13 protein-coding genes are annotated in these 14,505 nt (G+C 66.1%); 11 read left to right on the top strand and 2 right to left on the bottom strand.

Going from position 1 to position 14,505, the window contains the following annotated elements; all coding sequences use genetic code 11:
• Positions 1-145 precede the first annotated feature (145 nt).
• Positions 146-679, bottom strand: a complete 534-nt coding sequence (locus QQS14_RS02805; protein ID WP_285905378.1) for a ferritin-like domain-containing protein — start codon at positions 677-679, stop codon at positions 146-148.
• Between the two features lie 346 nt (positions 680-1,025).
• On the opposite strand from QQS14_RS02805, the gene QQS14_RS02800 reads away from it, so the two are divergent.
• On the top strand, positions 1,026-2,777 hold the full coding sequence (locus QQS14_RS02800) for a YeiH family protein (RefSeq protein WP_285905377.1): 1,752 nt from the start codon (positions 1,026-1,028) through the stop codon (positions 2,775-2,777).
• A 130-nt stretch (positions 2,778-2,907) separates the two neighbouring features.
• Complete coding sequence (locus tag QQS14_RS02795; protein ID WP_285905376.1) at positions 2,908-3,198, top strand: hypothetical protein; 291 nt, start codon at positions 2,908-2,910, stop codon at positions 3,196-3,198.
• Between the two features lie 10 nt (positions 3,199-3,208).
• On the opposite strand, the gene QQS14_RS02790 is transcribed toward QQS14_RS02795, so the two are convergent.
• A complete protein-coding gene (locus tag QQS14_RS02790) occupies positions 3,209-3,559 on the bottom strand; it encodes a hypothetical protein (protein WP_285905375.1) in 351 nt (116 codons plus the stop codon).
• A gap of 122 nt (positions 3,560-3,681) precedes the next feature.
• On the opposite strand from QQS14_RS02790, the gene QQS14_RS02785 reads away from it, so the two are divergent.
• The 9 genes from QQS14_RS02785 (at position 3,682) to QQS14_RS02745 (ending at position 14,479) form a co-directional block, all read left to right on the top strand.
• The gene (locus QQS14_RS02785; RefSeq protein WP_285905374.1) at positions 3,682-6,147 is read left to right on the top strand and encodes a c-type heme family protein; all 2,466 of its coding nucleotides are present in this window, start codon (positions 3,682-3,684) and stop codon (positions 6,145-6,147) included.
• On the top strand, positions 6,147-7,520 hold the full coding sequence (locus QQS14_RS02780; protein ID WP_285905373.1) for a sigma-54-dependent transcriptional regulator: 1,374 nt from the start codon (positions 6,147-6,149) through the stop codon (positions 7,518-7,520). The genes QQS14_RS02785 and QQS14_RS02780 overlap by 1 nt, the downstream gene beginning before the upstream one ends.
• Before the next feature lie 87 nt (positions 7,521-7,607).
• Positions 7,608-8,933, top strand: a complete 1,326-nt coding sequence (locus QQS14_RS02775) for an ATP-binding protein (RefSeq protein ID WP_285905372.1) — start codon at positions 7,608-7,610, stop codon at positions 8,931-8,933.
• Positions 8,926-10,044 (top strand): pyridoxal phosphate-dependent aminotransferase, encoded by a 1,119-nt coding sequence (locus QQS14_RS02770; RefSeq protein WP_285905371.1) that lies wholly within the window; start codon positions 8,926-8,928, stop codon positions 10,042-10,044. The genes QQS14_RS02775 and QQS14_RS02770 overlap by 8 nt, the downstream gene beginning before the upstream one ends.
• A 35-nt stretch (positions 10,045-10,079) precedes the next feature.
• The gene (locus QQS14_RS02765) at positions 10,080-10,610 is read left to right on the top strand and encodes a nucleoside deaminase (RefSeq protein ID WP_285905370.1); all 531 of its coding nucleotides are present in this window, start codon (positions 10,080-10,082) and stop codon (positions 10,608-10,610) included.
• 28 nt (positions 10,611-10,638) lie between these two features.
• Entirely contained in the window at positions 10,639-11,706 is a 1,068-nt protein-coding gene (locus QQS14_RS02760; RefSeq protein WP_285905369.1) for an SGNH/GDSL hydrolase family protein, read from the top strand.
• The gene (locus tag QQS14_RS02755) at positions 11,703-12,746 is read left to right on the top strand and encodes a GNAT family protein (protein WP_285905368.1); all 1,044 of its coding nucleotides are present in this window, start codon (positions 11,703-11,705) and stop codon (positions 12,744-12,746) included. Before QQS14_RS02760 ends, QQS14_RS02755 begins: the two co-directional genes overlap by 4 nt.
• 164 nt (positions 12,747-12,910) lie before the next feature.
• Entirely contained in the window at positions 12,911-13,567 is a 657-nt protein-coding gene (locus QQS14_RS02750; protein WP_285905367.1) for a CBS domain-containing protein, read from the top strand.
• Between the two features lie 114 nt (positions 13,568-13,681).
• Positions 13,682-14,479, top strand: a complete 798-nt coding sequence (locus QQS14_RS02745; RefSeq protein ID WP_285905366.1) for an ABC transporter ATP-binding protein — start codon at positions 13,682-13,684, stop codon at positions 14,477-14,479.
• Positions 14,480-14,505 lie beyond the last annotated feature (26 nt).

The raw sequence follows: 14,505 nt of genomic DNA, 5'->3' as shown, positions 1-14,505 counted from the left end.
GAGATGCAAGGCGCGAAAAAAGTTCAAGGCCGAAGCGTACTTCCTGTACGCGAGGATTTGAGCTTTTTGAATAAGTTTTCTGTACGGCTCGAAGATTCGCCTACAGTCACTTAACGACAGCAGATCGCCGTTTTTCAACAGCATGCTACGCGCCCTTGGCCACGGTGAAGCCCTGGGGCTGCAGGCCCGTGGACGCGGGTGTTCCCGCGATGCGCGCCAGGAAGTTGTCGCCCAGGTTGGCGATGTGGTCGTTCACGCCGTCAAAGTAGTTGAAGTGCTCCTGCTCCTCGTCGATGAGGGTCTCGAAGAGCTTGACGCTGACGCTGTCGCCGTTCTCCCTGCAGGTCAGCAGGAACTGGTTGTACACGTCGATGGTCACATCCTCCAGGTCGGCGGAGAAGCCGAAGATGTCCTGGACCGCCTGATTGCGGACCGTCTTGGCGTCCGCCTCGCTCACGGGCTCGCCGCCCAGCTCCTTGACGCGCTCGGCCAGCATCTCGGCGTGGCGCATCTCGTCGATGGCGATGAGCTTGAGGTTCTTGGCAAGCTCGCCGTAGTCCATGGAGTCCAGGCCGTAGTGCTGGTTCATGTACTGCGAGATGGCGGTCAGCTCCATGGCCCTGGCCTTGTTCAGCACCTCGATCACCTTTTTGCGTCTGGCTTCCTTGTCCTTGGTCATGATTCCCGTCCTTGGTTTTTTTGATGGTGGTGGGTGGGGTGTCCCAGCACACCGATACCATGGTTGGGCCGACAGACGCAACGTCTTGCTCGTGGCGTTTGGGTGGCGAAACCCCGGTCGCCACTTGGCCGGAGCGCAAAGTCCGCATGGCGGCAGCCAGGGCCCTTGTGCAAAGTCCGCTTTGCAGTTCGGCGGAGGGCTGATCACAAAAATATCAGTATTTCAAGTCGTTGCAACCTTCGAAGACAATGGCCCGACACTTGCTCAAGGCGGCCCGTCGGCGGCGGTCCGTGCCCGCGGGCAGGCGGCCTTCGGCGAAAAATAAATCACTGCGAGGAGAACGGCTATGGCAGAGAATGTTGCGCAAGAAAGGGACGATGTGGTGGTGGACAGGGCCACCAGCTCGTGGTCCGATCTCTGGAAAAAAGAAGATTACTGGGCCATCTGGTTGGGTTTCCTGATCCTGATAATCGGCTCCATATTCTATTTCAATAATGAGCCCGCCGGTATGCGGGAGAAGTTCGCCGAGGCCAACGCCATCATGGAGGCCGAGGCGGCCAGGGCGCCCTTCAAGACCGTGGCCTGGTACGAGGCCCAGACAGACAAGGAGCGGATCAAGGCCAGGGACGGCTCCATGGCCAAGACCATCTCGGGCCTGCTGGCCAAGCCCAAGAAGTGGTCCACCAATCCGCTTGACTCCCTGATGCTCTCCAAGGAGGAGGCGGACGCCATGAACGCGGCGGCCATGCCCGCCTACGAGGCAGCTGCGGCAGCCGCTGCCCAGGCCAAGACCACGGCCCTGGCCGCCCAGGCGGCAGCAGCCCAGGCCGGATTCAAGGACGCGGCCCTCAACGCCAAGACCTCGGCCGAGATCGAGGAGTGGCTCAAGCTGCGGACCAAGGCGTCCTCGGCCAAGAGCAAGACCGGGAACAAGCCCTACAACCTGATCCCCGGTCTGATCATGCTCCTGGTGGTCTTCGGCGTGGTCTTTGCCGTGGGCATGCAGTTCATCGACGGCACGGGCGCCAAGTTCCTCAAGGGCTTCAGCTTCGTCTTCTCCATCGCGCTCATCGCCTATGTGCTGGCCGGACAGAAGACCATGGCCTACTACGGCATTGGTGATGCGGCCTGGGCCATCGCCCTGGGCATGATCATCTCCAATACCGTGGGCACGCCCAACTGGGCCAAGAAGGCCCTGCAGGTCGAGTTCTTCATCAAGGCCGGCCTGGTCCTGCTGGGCGCCGAGGTGCTCTTCAACAAGATCGTGGCCATCGGCATCCCCGGCATCTTCGTGGCCTGGGTGGTCACCCCCGTGGTTCTCATCACCACCTTCATCTTCGGCCAGAAGGTGCTCAAGATCGAATCCAAGACCCTGAACATGGTCATCTCGGCCGACATGTCCGTGTGCGGCACCTCGGCGGCCATTGCCACGGCCGCGGCCTGCAAGGCCAAGAAGGAGGAGCTGACCCTGGCCATCGGTCTGTCCCTGGTCTTCACCGCCGTCATGATGGTGGTCATGCCCATCATCATCAAGGCCACCGGCATGCCCTACATTCTGGGCGGCGCCTGGATGGGCGGCACCATCGACGCCACCGGCGCAGTGGCTGCGGCTGGCGCGTTCCTCTCGGAGAAGGCGCTCTATGTCGCCGCCACCATCAAGATGATCCAGAACGTGCTCATCGGCGTGACCGCCTTTGGCGTCGCCGTGTACTGGTGCACCAAGGTCGAGTGCGTCGAGGGCCAGAGCGTCAGCGCCATGGAGATATGGCACCGCTTCCCCAAGTTCGTGCTGGGCTTCCTGACCGCGTCGGTGGTCTTCTCCATGATCTACAGCACCCTGGGTTCCGATGTCGGCTTCACCATGGTTGACCAGGGTGTGCTGCGCGGCTTCTCAAGCCCGCTGCGCGACTGGTTCTTCTGCCTGTCCTTCGCCGCCATCGGCCTGGCCACCAACTTCCGTGAGCTGCGCCACTACTTCAAGGGCGGCAAGCCGCTGATCCTGTACGCATGCGGCCAGGGCTTCAACCTGTGCCTGACGCTGGTGATGGCCTACATCATGTTCTACCTAGTGTTCCCGGACATCACGGCCAGCATCTAATCGATAGTACCTACTGACCCCACTCCACAGGCCGGGAGAGTCTTCGGACTCTCCCGGCCGCCCCCTCCGCCTCCTCGCCCCCCGGGGAGGCGATGGGGGGGGGAACCGGTTACAGGCAGGGAGGAGCGCAATGACCACGGCAACGAAGACGGCCGGAGACGGCCTGATGGCGGACCAGAGCCTTGGCCGCAGGCTGGCGGCCCTGGCCCTGATTGCGGCGCTGGTCTGGGGATTCATGTTCGTGGCCGGTCCGAGGCTGGCCGCCAGCGTGCCCGCCCTCGGGAGCCTGGCCGCCTTTGTCAACGAGACGGGCATAGAGACCGGGGCGTATTACTACACCAGCGTGGAGATCGTGGGCCATGCCGACCACAACGCCCGCAGCACCATCGAATACCAGCCCCACGGGCCAAGGCCGGAGTAGCCCGGCGGGCTTACTCGGCCGGGTCGAACATGGTGTCGATGAGCCGGGAGGCTCCAACCAGGAAGAAGATGGTCCGGGGCACGACCCCGAGGAAGAAGGCCAACTGCTCGCCCTCGGTCTGGCCCAGTCCGGCGCGCGCGTAGAGCGCGAAAAAAAGGACCATGACCAGGGCGGAGAGCGCGGCCATGGGCAGGGCGGACCTCAGCCGGGACAGGAAGACCCGCCAGTCGATGTGGCCGCGACGGCGCAGGACAATGGCGGCCGCCGCACGCAGCAGGCCGGTCCAGGACTGGACAAAGGCATCGGCGGTGGCGACCCCGACCATACCGGACACCAGCAGCGCAAGGGCGATGTCTGACATTGGCGCTCCCCGGCGGAAAATTTCCCACCTCTTGCATTGAGCTTACGTTTTTGGAAGCGGCGGCGTCAAGTCGGGCTTGACGCCGCCCGGGTTCGGGTTCTACAGAGCGCCGAGGCGATCAGATGCATTTTCCCAGACCCCATTCCCTGCAAGGCAAATTCCTCATCGGGCTGATTCTGACCTCTCTGGTCATCGGCGCGATTCTCTACGCCGTGTTCTCCCACTACATGGGCAGGCTGCTCGAAAACGAGGTCCACGCCAAGGCGACCATGGTCCTGGCCCAGGTGGACTCCATCCAGAGCTATGTGATCACAGACCTGCGCCCCACCATGTTCGAGAAGTTGCCGGACACTTTCATCATCGAGGCCATGTCCACCTCCTACATCTCGCGGCGGATCATGGGCCGCATATCCGACGGCCCCACGCGTCACGTCTACCGCCGCGTGGCCATCGGCGCGCGTAACGAGGAATTCGAGGCCAACGAGCTTGAGCGCGAGCTGGTGGCCCGGTTCAGCAAGGACAGGGCAGCCCAGATCTGGCACGGCTACGAGAACATCGACGGCGTGCGCCACTTTGTCATGGCCCGGCCCGTGGTCTTCAAGGATGAGTGCCTGCGCTGCCACGGGAGCATCGGCGACGCCCCGGTGGAACTGGTGGAGCGCTACGGCGACCGGGGCTTCGAGCACGAGGCCGACACCGTGGGCGGGGTGGATTTCGTCGGACTGCCGGTGACCGCGTCCGTGGCCCGCATCCACGGGGCCATCACCACCTATGCCATTGTCTTCGCCCTGGCCGCGCTCTTCTATTTCGTGGCCACCAACATCATCTTCAAGCGCATCGTGGCCAACAGCGTGCGCACCCTGACCACCAGCTTTCGCCGCAATTTCCGCGACGACACGAGCCTGGCCCTGTTCCGCGAGGTGGAGCAGGGCGACGAGATCGACGAGATGGCCGCAGGCATCGAGCGCCTGAGCGACTATCTCTACGAGACGCGCCAGAAGTTGCAAAACTACGCCACCAACCTCGAAACCATGGTCGAGGAGCGTACCCGCGAGCTGGCCCGGCTGGCCCAGGCCCGGCAGGCGGATGTGGAGATGTTCGCCCGGCTCCTGGCCGGGTCGAGCCGCAGCCAGTCGCGCCGCGAGTTGTGGCGGGCGTCCCTGCCCCTCATCGCCGAGCGCTTCGACCTTGAGCGCGTGGTCCATCTGTGCGCCCTGTCCTCGAACCGCCACTACTCCTGGCCCGAGTCCGACGAACCACCGGCCCTGCCGGACGACTGGGTCTCGCTGCTCTCGGAGTCGCGTCCCCTCATCGAGCCGGGCCGCGCCTTCATCCCCGAGGAATCCTCGCCGGGCAGCGCCGAGGGGCTGCTCTGCCTCTACCACAAGCCCGGGCGCTCCTTCTGCGCCCAGGACCGGGCCGTGCTCATCGCCATCGGCCGCCAGCTGGGCATCGCGGCCGAGAACTTCGCGGCCCTGGACAGCATCGTGCGCCACAACGTCAACCTCCAGGCCGTGTTCGAGGGCATCACCGAGCCGCTCCTGCTGGCCGACAGCTCCGGCTCGCCCATCGTGGTCAACGAGGCCGCGCGCGACCTCTCGCGCGATCTCTCCGGCGGCGCGGCCAAAGACGGCAACATCATCGGCCTCTTGTGCGGCATGGGCGGGCAGGCTGGGGACTGCGACATTTCCCGCTCCATCGGCATGGATCAGGTCCTTTCGCGCGAGGTGGCGCTGCCCGGCGGCCGCAGCTTTTCCCTGAGCATCTACCCGGTCCATGCCAACGGGCCGGACGAGAGCGGCCGGGCCGTGGTCTACGTCCATGAGACCACGCGGCAAAAGCGGCTGCTGGCCCAGATGAATCAGGCCGAGAAGATGGCCACCGTGGGCAAGCTCGCCTCGGGGCTGGCCCATGAGATCAACAACCCTCTGGGCGTCATCCTCTGCTACGGCGAACTGCTGCGCACCAGCGTGCCCGAGGGGCAGGCCGCCGACGACGTGGAGGTCATCCTCAAGCACACCCGCCAGGCCCAGAGCGTGCTTCGGAACCTGCTCAACTTCGCCCGGCCCAAGGTGGCCACGGACAAGGCCGTGGACATGGTCCCGGTGGTCCGCTCGGTGGTCGATGTCTTCCGCATCCAGGCCGAGAAGCAGGGGGCGCGCATAGAGGTGGTCGTGGACGGCCCGGTGCCGCCGGTCAACGCCGAGCCCCAGGCCGTGGAGCACATCATGGCCAACCTGCTGCTCAACGCCCTGGACGTGGTGCCGGAGAGTGGAGGCCGGGTGCGCATCACCCTTGGTCACGATTCCGTCAAGGCCCATGTGGTGCTCAGGGTCTCGGACAACGGTCCGGGCATTGCCCCCGATCACCAGCCCTTCATCTTCGACCCCTTCTATACCACCAAGGAGGTCAACAAGGGATCGGGCCTGGGGCTGGCCGTGGTCTTCGGCTTCATGAGCGACCTGGGCGGCTCCATCGTGGCCGAAAATCTGCCGGAAGACGGCGCGGACAGCCACGACGGCCACCCGGCCGGGGCCGTGTTCACCTTGCGCTTTCCGGCCGCGCCGCACCCCCCCGAGGAGGCGTGATGGACACTCCAACCCCCGAGATACTGGTGGTGGACGATCAGGCGGACTTTGCCAGGGGGCTCAAGCGGCTCATCGAGGGCCACTTCCCCAATGTCCGGGTGCATCTGGCCATGTCCGGCGATCAGGCCCTGGCCCGGCTCGGCCGCAGCCCGGTGGACCTGATGGTCACCGATCTCCAGATGCCCGGCATGAGCGGGCTCGATCTGATCCGCAAGGCCATGGCCGAATCCCCGGCCCTGTCCGTGGTCATGCTCACGGCCCACGGCTCCATCGAGACCGCGGTGGACGCCCTCAAGGCCGGGGCCTACGATTTCGTGACCAAGCCCATCGAGCCGGACGCGCTCTTTCGCGTGGTGGCCAAGGGGCTGGAGCGCAGCCACCTGCTGCGCGAGAACCGGCGGCTGAGGACCCGGCTGGAGCGGCACAAGGACCGGCTCATCGGCGACAGCCCGGCCATGGAGCGGCTCAAGCGGTCCCTGGCCGCCGTGGCCGCCACCGACTACACCGTGCTCATCCTCGGCGAATCGGGCACGGGCAAGGAGGTGGTGGCGGGCATGGTCCGAGACCTGAGCGCGCGCGTCGACAAGCCCCTTGTCACCGTCAACTGCACGGCCATTCCGGAAAATCTGCTCGAAAGCGAACTGTTCGGTCATGTCAAGGGCGCCTTCAGCGGCGCGGACAAGGACCGCGAAGGGCTCTTCGTCAAGGCCCACACCGGCACCATCCTGCTCGACGAGATCGGCGACATCCCGCTGGAAACCCAGGCCAAGCTGCTGCGCGTGCTCCAGGAGGGCGAGGTGCGGCCCGTGGGTTCGGACCGGTTGCGGGTGGTGGATGTCCGGGTCATCGCCTCCACCAACCAGGACCTCCAGGCGCGCATCGCCGAGGGCTCCTTCCGCAGCGACCTGTATCACCGCATCAACGTCCTTTCCCTGACCCTGCCCCCCCTGCGCGAGCGCCAGGGCGACATCGCGCTCCTGGCGCGCTATTTTCTGCTCAAGGCGTGCAGCGAGCTGGGCCTGCCCGACAAAGATCTGGACCCGGCCACCCTGGGTCGTCTCGCCGCGCAGGACTGGCCCGGCAATATTCGCGAGCTGCAAAACGCCATGCGCAAGCTGGCCGTGTTCGGCCCGGTCGGGGACGCTGTCGCGCCGTATATGGCCGCAGGCGGGGCCGGGGGCGATCTGCCGCCATTCAAGGAGGCCAAGGCCCAGATGATCGATGGGTTCACGGCCAACTACGTGCGCGAGGCCCTGCGCCAGAGCGGGGGCAACATCACCCGGGCAGCCCGGTTCTCGGGCCTCTCCCGGGTGGCGGTGCAGAACATGCTCGCCCGCTTCGGCATAGACCCCGACGAGTTCCGCAACGCCTGACCGCGTGCGCGGTTGGCCTCCGTGCGCCCCCTTGAATTGACGGGCTGGGGCGTGTAACACCCGGGGAGGATCAAACTAGGGGGGTTCATGCAGGACCGTGATCAATCCGTTTCGCTCAAGCTGGCCGCCGAGGCCCGGTTCATTCCCCTGGTCCAGGGGGTGGTGGAGCAGGGCGCGGCCGCCTTTGGGCTCGACCGGGGCAAGGCGCTTCGGCTGACCATGGCGGCCGAGGAGCTGCTCTCCCATCTGGCCGAGACCTCGGGCGGGGTCGCCGTGGACCTGACCCTGACCCCTGGCGGCTGGTGCGTGCGCGCCGACTTTTCCTTTGTGGCCGACCCGTCCGACCTGTGGGCCATGAACCTCGCTGCCCGCGAGGACATCGGCCCGGGCAAGTCCATGGACCGCCTTGGGCTGCTCCTGGCCGCGCGCATGTCCGACGGCTTCGAGATCAGGCTCGACGGCCGGGTGGTCCACCTGGAACTGCGCCAGGACCACGCCTACGAGGCCGCGAATCCGCGCCCGGTTCGGGTGGTGGACGCCCGGGGCGAGGTCGTCATGGTGGACGACCCCGAGCCCGCTCTGATCCGCGAGGCCTGCGCCCTGGCCGTGGACCACTATCCCGCCCACCTCGTCAACGAGACCTTCTTCACACCGGGCAAGGCCGCCGACATGGTGGCCCGGGGCGACATGAACGCGGTCGTGGCTGTGGACAGCGCGGGGACGTTGGCCGGGCTCATGGTCTGGCGTTCGCCCTCGGAGCGCAGCGTGGGCTTTTGCGGGCCGTATGTCTTTGTCAGAGGTGGGGGCACGGCCGGGTTCCTGGAGGCCAGGATGCTCGCCACAGTGGCCCGGACCAAGGCCGTGAGCCTGTTCAGCGAGCTGGGCACCGACGATCTGACTGCGGAGAACTACGAACTTCTCGGGCGGCTCCCCCTGGGGCGGCCCGGTCCCCGGGGCGACAGCGGTCTGGGCGACGGGCCTGAGGGCGTCGAACTGGACATCCGCTTCCGCCACCTGCGCGAGGATTCGGGCCGCGCGGTGTGGGCTCACCCCTCCATGCGTTCTTTCCTGGAGGCGGCCTACGACCGGCTGGTGCTCATGCGCGATATCCGCGAGGCCGATCACGCGGGCGCGAACCTGCCCGAACGCAGCGTGTTCTCGGCCCGGCTGCGGCCCGAGCTGGGCATCGCCACCCTGGCCCCCATGGTGGTGGGCCGGGATGCGGACAGGGCGGTGGCCGACCACGTGCGCGCCCTGACCCGGGACGGCTATCGCAGCATCCTCTTCCGGCTCGACCTCGCCCATGGCTGGCAGGCGACCCTGGCCGGTTCCCTGGCCGACAACGGATTCTCGCCCCGGCTGGTGCTGCCGGACGCGGGCATGGCCGACGTGGTGGTGTTCCTCCATGGCTGATTTCGACCTCAGGCGGCTGGTCCCGCCCCATGTTCGGGCCTTCGAGGCCTACCGGCCGAGCAATCCGGACAGCGAGCTGATGCGCCTCTATGGCGTGGACCATCTTCACCGCCTCAACAACAACGAAAACGCCCTTGGCCCGGCGCCCACGGTGCGCGAGGTGGTGGACTCCTTCCCGCCCGGGGCCGTGCCGGTCTATCCCAACGGCGACTGCTTCGATCTGCGCCACAGTCTGGCCGGGCGTTTTGACAAGGACGCGGAGCGGTTCCTGGTGGGCAACGGCTCGTGCGAGGTCATCGCCAGCGTGATCAAGGCCTTCTGCGAGGAGGGCGACAACATCGTCACCGCAGACAGGACTTTCGCGGTCTACGAGTGGGTGGCCGAGTTCTCGGGCATCAAGGCCCGTCTGATTCCGCTCAAGGACATGGCCTTTGACCCCCGGGGCATGCTCGACGCCATGGACGAGCGGACCAAGGTTCTCTTTGTCTGCAATCCCAACAATCCCACCGGCACCTACTGGGACAAGGCGACCATGGACGCCTTCCTCGACGAGGTGGCCGGTCGGGCCGTGGTGGTCATCGACGAGGCGTACTGCGAGTACGTGGACAGGGACGACTACCCGGACGGCATGTCGCTCGTGGAGCGCCACCCCAATGTCATCGTCTTTCGGACCTTCTCCAAGATGTACGCCCTGGCCGCCCTGCGTGTGGGCTACCTGTGCGGCTCGGTCGAGGTGGTGGACATGGTCCGGCGCACCCATGTGGTCTACTCGGTCAACACCCTGGCCCAGCGCTGCGCCCAGGCCGCGCTTGAGAACGACGCCCCCTTCATCGCGGCCACCCGGGCCATGGTGCGGGAGGCCCGCGAGCTGCTGTGCCCCATGTTCGACTCCATGGGGCTCGAATATATTGCCAACGAGGGCAACTATCTCATGGTCCGGGTGCCCATGCCCGACACGCTCATGTACCGCAAGCTGATGCGCAAGGGGGTCATGGTTCGGACCATGACCGGCTTCCGGTTCCCCAACTGGATTCGCGTCAGTCTGGTGCAGCGGCCGGTGATGGAGGATTTTTGCCGGGCCTTTGGCCAGGTGCTGGACGAAACCGCGTGACCCGCGCGGGCACGATCACACCAAGGAGGCAGGACATGACCCACACGCACGATACGTCCGGGCCGCTTTCGCCCGTGGACGAGCGGAATCTCCGGGCCGCCATGGACGCGGCCCGCGCCTCCGCCCTTTCGGGCGAGGGGCCGTTCGGGGCCGTGGTGGCCGGGCCGGACGGCGTGGCCGTCATGACCCAGATGGCCGAAACCCTTGCCATGCGGGATCACACCCGGCATGCCGAGGCCGTGCTGGCCTCGCGCTTCTGCCACGCCTATTACGACGACCCCGCGTTCCGGGCCGGGGCCACCCTGTATTCGAGCATGGAGCCGTGCGCCATGTGCCTGTTCACCATGTTCAAGGCCGGGATAGGGCGGCTGGTCTATGGCCTGAGCGCCGAGCGGCTGTACTCGGCCCACGAGATTTTCTCCACATGGCCCAGGACTACCATCGCCAGCCGCGAGTGCGTCCGGCACATGAGCACGCCCATGATCGTGCAGGGGCCGTACTTCGAGGACGAGGGGTTGCGCATCGTGGACGAATCGTTCAGGCGCTGCCCGGCCTGCCGGGGCTGAAGCCGCCAACCGTCATCAAGGGATTACCGTGTTGTACCTGCTGCTCGCCGTCCTGCTCCTCGCCCTGGCCGAGATCAAGGCCCGGAAACGCTATTTGAAGATTCACGGCCTGGGGTTTCGACCCAGGCGCATCGGCGAGTATCCCTACCGCGAATTCATCGAGGAGTGCGGCCCGCCGCTGTTCTGGCGGCTTGCGCCCGGCTATGCCTCGGCCCAGGTGCACATCAACAGCCTGGGTCAGCGCGGCCCCGAGCCGCAGCCCGGCAGGCGGCGCATCTGGTTCGTGGGCGAGTCCGAGCTGTTCGGGGCCAAGCTGCCGGACGAGGCGCGCATCTGGTTCAAGGCGCTGCAAAAAAGGCTGGACGAGGCCGGGGCAGACTATCAGGTGATGAACGCCTCCATCATCGGGTACAACGGCCGACAGGCCGCCGAGGCCGTCTGGGGGCTGCCCCTGGCGAAGGGCGACATCCTCGTCATCCGGCCCAATCTCAACGACGCGAGCATCGCCCGGGTCAATGGTGCGGACTGGGAGCCGGGCATGCCCTGGCCCATGGCCTTCATCCACAAGCTGGAGCGGCGCGCGCCGTGGTACATCCGGCTCATGGACCGCAGCTGCCTGGGCACGCTGCTGCGCCGCCGCATGGGCCTTGGCGCGCGGGGCGGGCGGTTCGCGACCAGGCCGGGCTTTCAGGCGGACCGGCTTAGGGCGTACATGAAGGAAAATCTCGACCGCATGGTGGAGTACTCCGGGTCGCGCGGGGCGCGGGTGGCCATGCTCGACTTTGCCCCGGTCTACTCGCCACGGTCCCCGGACGGGGACGAGGGCGGGCTGTCCGCCATCCAGGCCAATTGGCGCAATTTCGTGGGCGAATGGAGCGCGGGCCAGTTCCAGGCCCTGGAATACGCCGTGGATGCCGTGGCCGGGCCGCGCGGCCTGCCGGTCCTGCGCACCGGGCCGCATCTGTGGAGCCATCCGCGTCGTTTTCACCTGTATCTCGATCTTGTCCACCTCACGGCCGAGGGGCACGAGGCGCTGGCCCAGGCCATGTTCGAGGAATTGCGAAAAACCGATCTGCTGGAAGGAGAAGCCGCGTGAGCCAGGAAGCGCTGATAGCCAGGCTACGCGCGGCGCGGCGCGAGATCGAGCCGGACCAGGAGGTGGAGGTGGGACTGTTCCGGCCCGAGGATGCCCTGGGTGTCAGTCTCGCCTATCTTGAGGTGTACGGCGACGCCTTTCCCGTCAAGCATGTCTACGACCCGGACGAGGTGGTCCGGCGCAACGCCACGGACGACCAGTACACCATCGTGGCCCGCACCCCGCGCGGCGAGGTGGTGGGGCTGGCCGGGCTCTTTCGCCACGCGCCCAACCCGGACGTGTACGAGGCGGGGCAGCTCATGGTGCTCAGGCAGTATCGCGAGGGTCGTGTGGGCGCGGCCATCGCTCGCCGGTGCATAGGGATGTTGCCCCGTGAACTCGGGCTGCCCGTCATTTTCGGCGAGGCCGTGTGCAATCATCCGGCTTCGCAACGGCTTGCCTTCGATCACGGCCTGGCCTGCGCCGGGCTCGCAGTGGAGTGCATGCCCGCCAAGACATACAAGGCCGAAGGCGGGGTGTCGCGCAACGTCTCGCTTTTGTACATGTTCGCTGTGCACGGATCGCAACCTTGCGACCTGTGCGTTCCCGCGCCCTATGCCGCGATCATCCGCGAGCTGTGGGAGCGGTTCGGCCTTGTGCGCGACCAGCTCGCGCGGCAGCCCCTGGCCGGGGAAACCGAGTGGACCGAGTTCCTCCTGCCCGAGGCCGGGCTGTCCCGGCTGACCGTGCCCCGGGCCGGGGCGGATTTCGAGGCCGTGGCGGCCGGGGCCGAGGACAGGGCTGGCACCGTGCAGGTCTATCTCAACCTGGGTGATGCGGCCGTGGATGAGGCCGTGGCCCTGCTGCGCGGACGAGGGTATTTCTTTGGCGGGCTGCTGCCCCACTGGTTCGGCCCGGACGGACTGATCATGCAGAAGACTCCGCAGGAGCCGGACTGGGAGGCCATCATCCTGGACGGCGAGCAGGCCCAAGCCATGGGCGACTTCGTGCGCGCCGACCGTGAGACAGTGGCTCCTTCGGGGCGGCAGGACATTGGATAATTGTTTCACAATCAACCGGATTCCGCTTGACTTGACCGCCGGAATCGGGTTGTAAGCACCGGTACTGGACGGACTCGCGTCTTTGTCCCGCTCGTGTGGCGGGACAACGCGAACCCGATGCCCCGGGGGTTTCCGCCGGGGCCCATGCTGCCAAGGAGAGTGTCATGTACGTCGGACTGAAGATGCTGCGCGACTTCGTGAAGGTCACCCCCCAGACCCTGGTCAAGGACGCCCAGAAGCTGCTGGACAACAGCACCCTGTGGATGCTCCTGGTGGTCAACGACGCGGGCAGGCTGGTCGGCTACGTCCGCAAGGAGGACATCTCCGCGGCCATGCCGAGCCTGATGACATCCCTTGAGAAGCATGAGCTCAACTACCTGATGAGCAAACTCACGGTGGAGAAGATCTACCGCACGGACATCAAGACCGTTAGCCCGGAAACAGAAATCGAGGGCGCGGCGGACATGATGTTCGAGATGAACCTGGCCGGACTGGCCGTGGTGGACGCCGAGGGCGAACTGATCGGGTACATCAACCGCAACGTCATGCTCGACGTGCTGGCCGAGGAGATGGGATACCGCGAGGGCGGCAGCCGCCTGACCCTTGAGGTGGAGGACCGCTCCGGCGTGCTCTACGAGGTCGCCGGGGTCATCGCCAACATGAAGATATCCATCATCTCCACCGGAACTTTCTTTTATAACGGACGCAGGATCGTGGTCGTCCGAATAGATACCGAAGACCCCTCCGCAGTGGCCGCAGCGCTGCGGGAGCGGGGCTACAAACTGGTCGCCCCCGAGGATTTCCGGGGAGAATGGACCTAAGGGTTTACCCGCAATCACCACCCATGCAGGCTGGTCGGAGTTAGACGGTATTCGCCGCCCCGCCGCATGACCGTAGTGCCCACCGGGTACGCCTCATACCATAATTGCAGGATTATGGCCTACCTTGACGTTCGCGACGTGACCCTGACCTTCAAGGGCATCGCCGCCCTCATGGGAGTCTCCTTCACCGTCGAGCAGGGAACCATCGCGTCCCTGATCGGTCCCAACGGTGCCGGGAAAACCTCCATGCTCAACTGTATCAGCGGCCGCTACACCCCCGACGGGGGCGTCTCCGGCCCGTGCACGATTTCGCTCGACGGCGAAAACCTGCTGTCCCTGCCCGCGCACAAGCGCACCGAGCTGGGACTCTCCCGCACCTTCCAGAACATCGCCCTGTTCAAGGGACTCTCCGTGCTGGACAACCTCATGGTCGGCCGCCACAGCCGGATGGAGTACGGGCTGCTCGCCTCCATCGTCTACTGGGGCCGCGCCGCGAGGCAGGAGGACAGGCACCGCCGCCGCGTCGAGGACGTGATCGACTTTCTCAATCTCTCCCCCTACCGGCACCAGCACGCGGGACGCCTTCCCTACGGGGTGCAGAAACGGGTGGAACTCGGGCGCGCCCTCGCCGCCGAACCCAAGCTCATATTGCTCGACGAACCCATGGCCGGCATGAACCTCGAAGAGACCGAGGACATGGCCCGGTACATCCTCGACATCGCCGAGGAGTGGGGTGCCACTGTCCTGCTCGTGGAACACGACATGGGCGTGGTCATGGACATCTCCGACAAGGTGATCGTCCTCGACTTCGGGAGCAAGCTGGCCGAGGGAACGCCGGACGAGGTGCAGGCCGACAAGAACGTGATCGCCGCCTACCTGGGGACCGAGCAGGCGACCTTCAGCGGGAGATAGACGGGAAGGCCGGTCCCCCCTCTCGG

It is taken from the genome of Pseudodesulfovibrio pelocollis, from assembly GCF_030282845.1.
Classification (GTDB): domain Bacteria; phylum Desulfobacterota; class Desulfovibrionia; order Desulfovibrionales; family Desulfovibrionaceae; genus Pseudodesulfovibrio; species Pseudodesulfovibrio pelocollis.
Note: the sequence above shows the minus strand (reverse complement) of the source record. Positions and strands in the feature narration are given on the sequence as shown.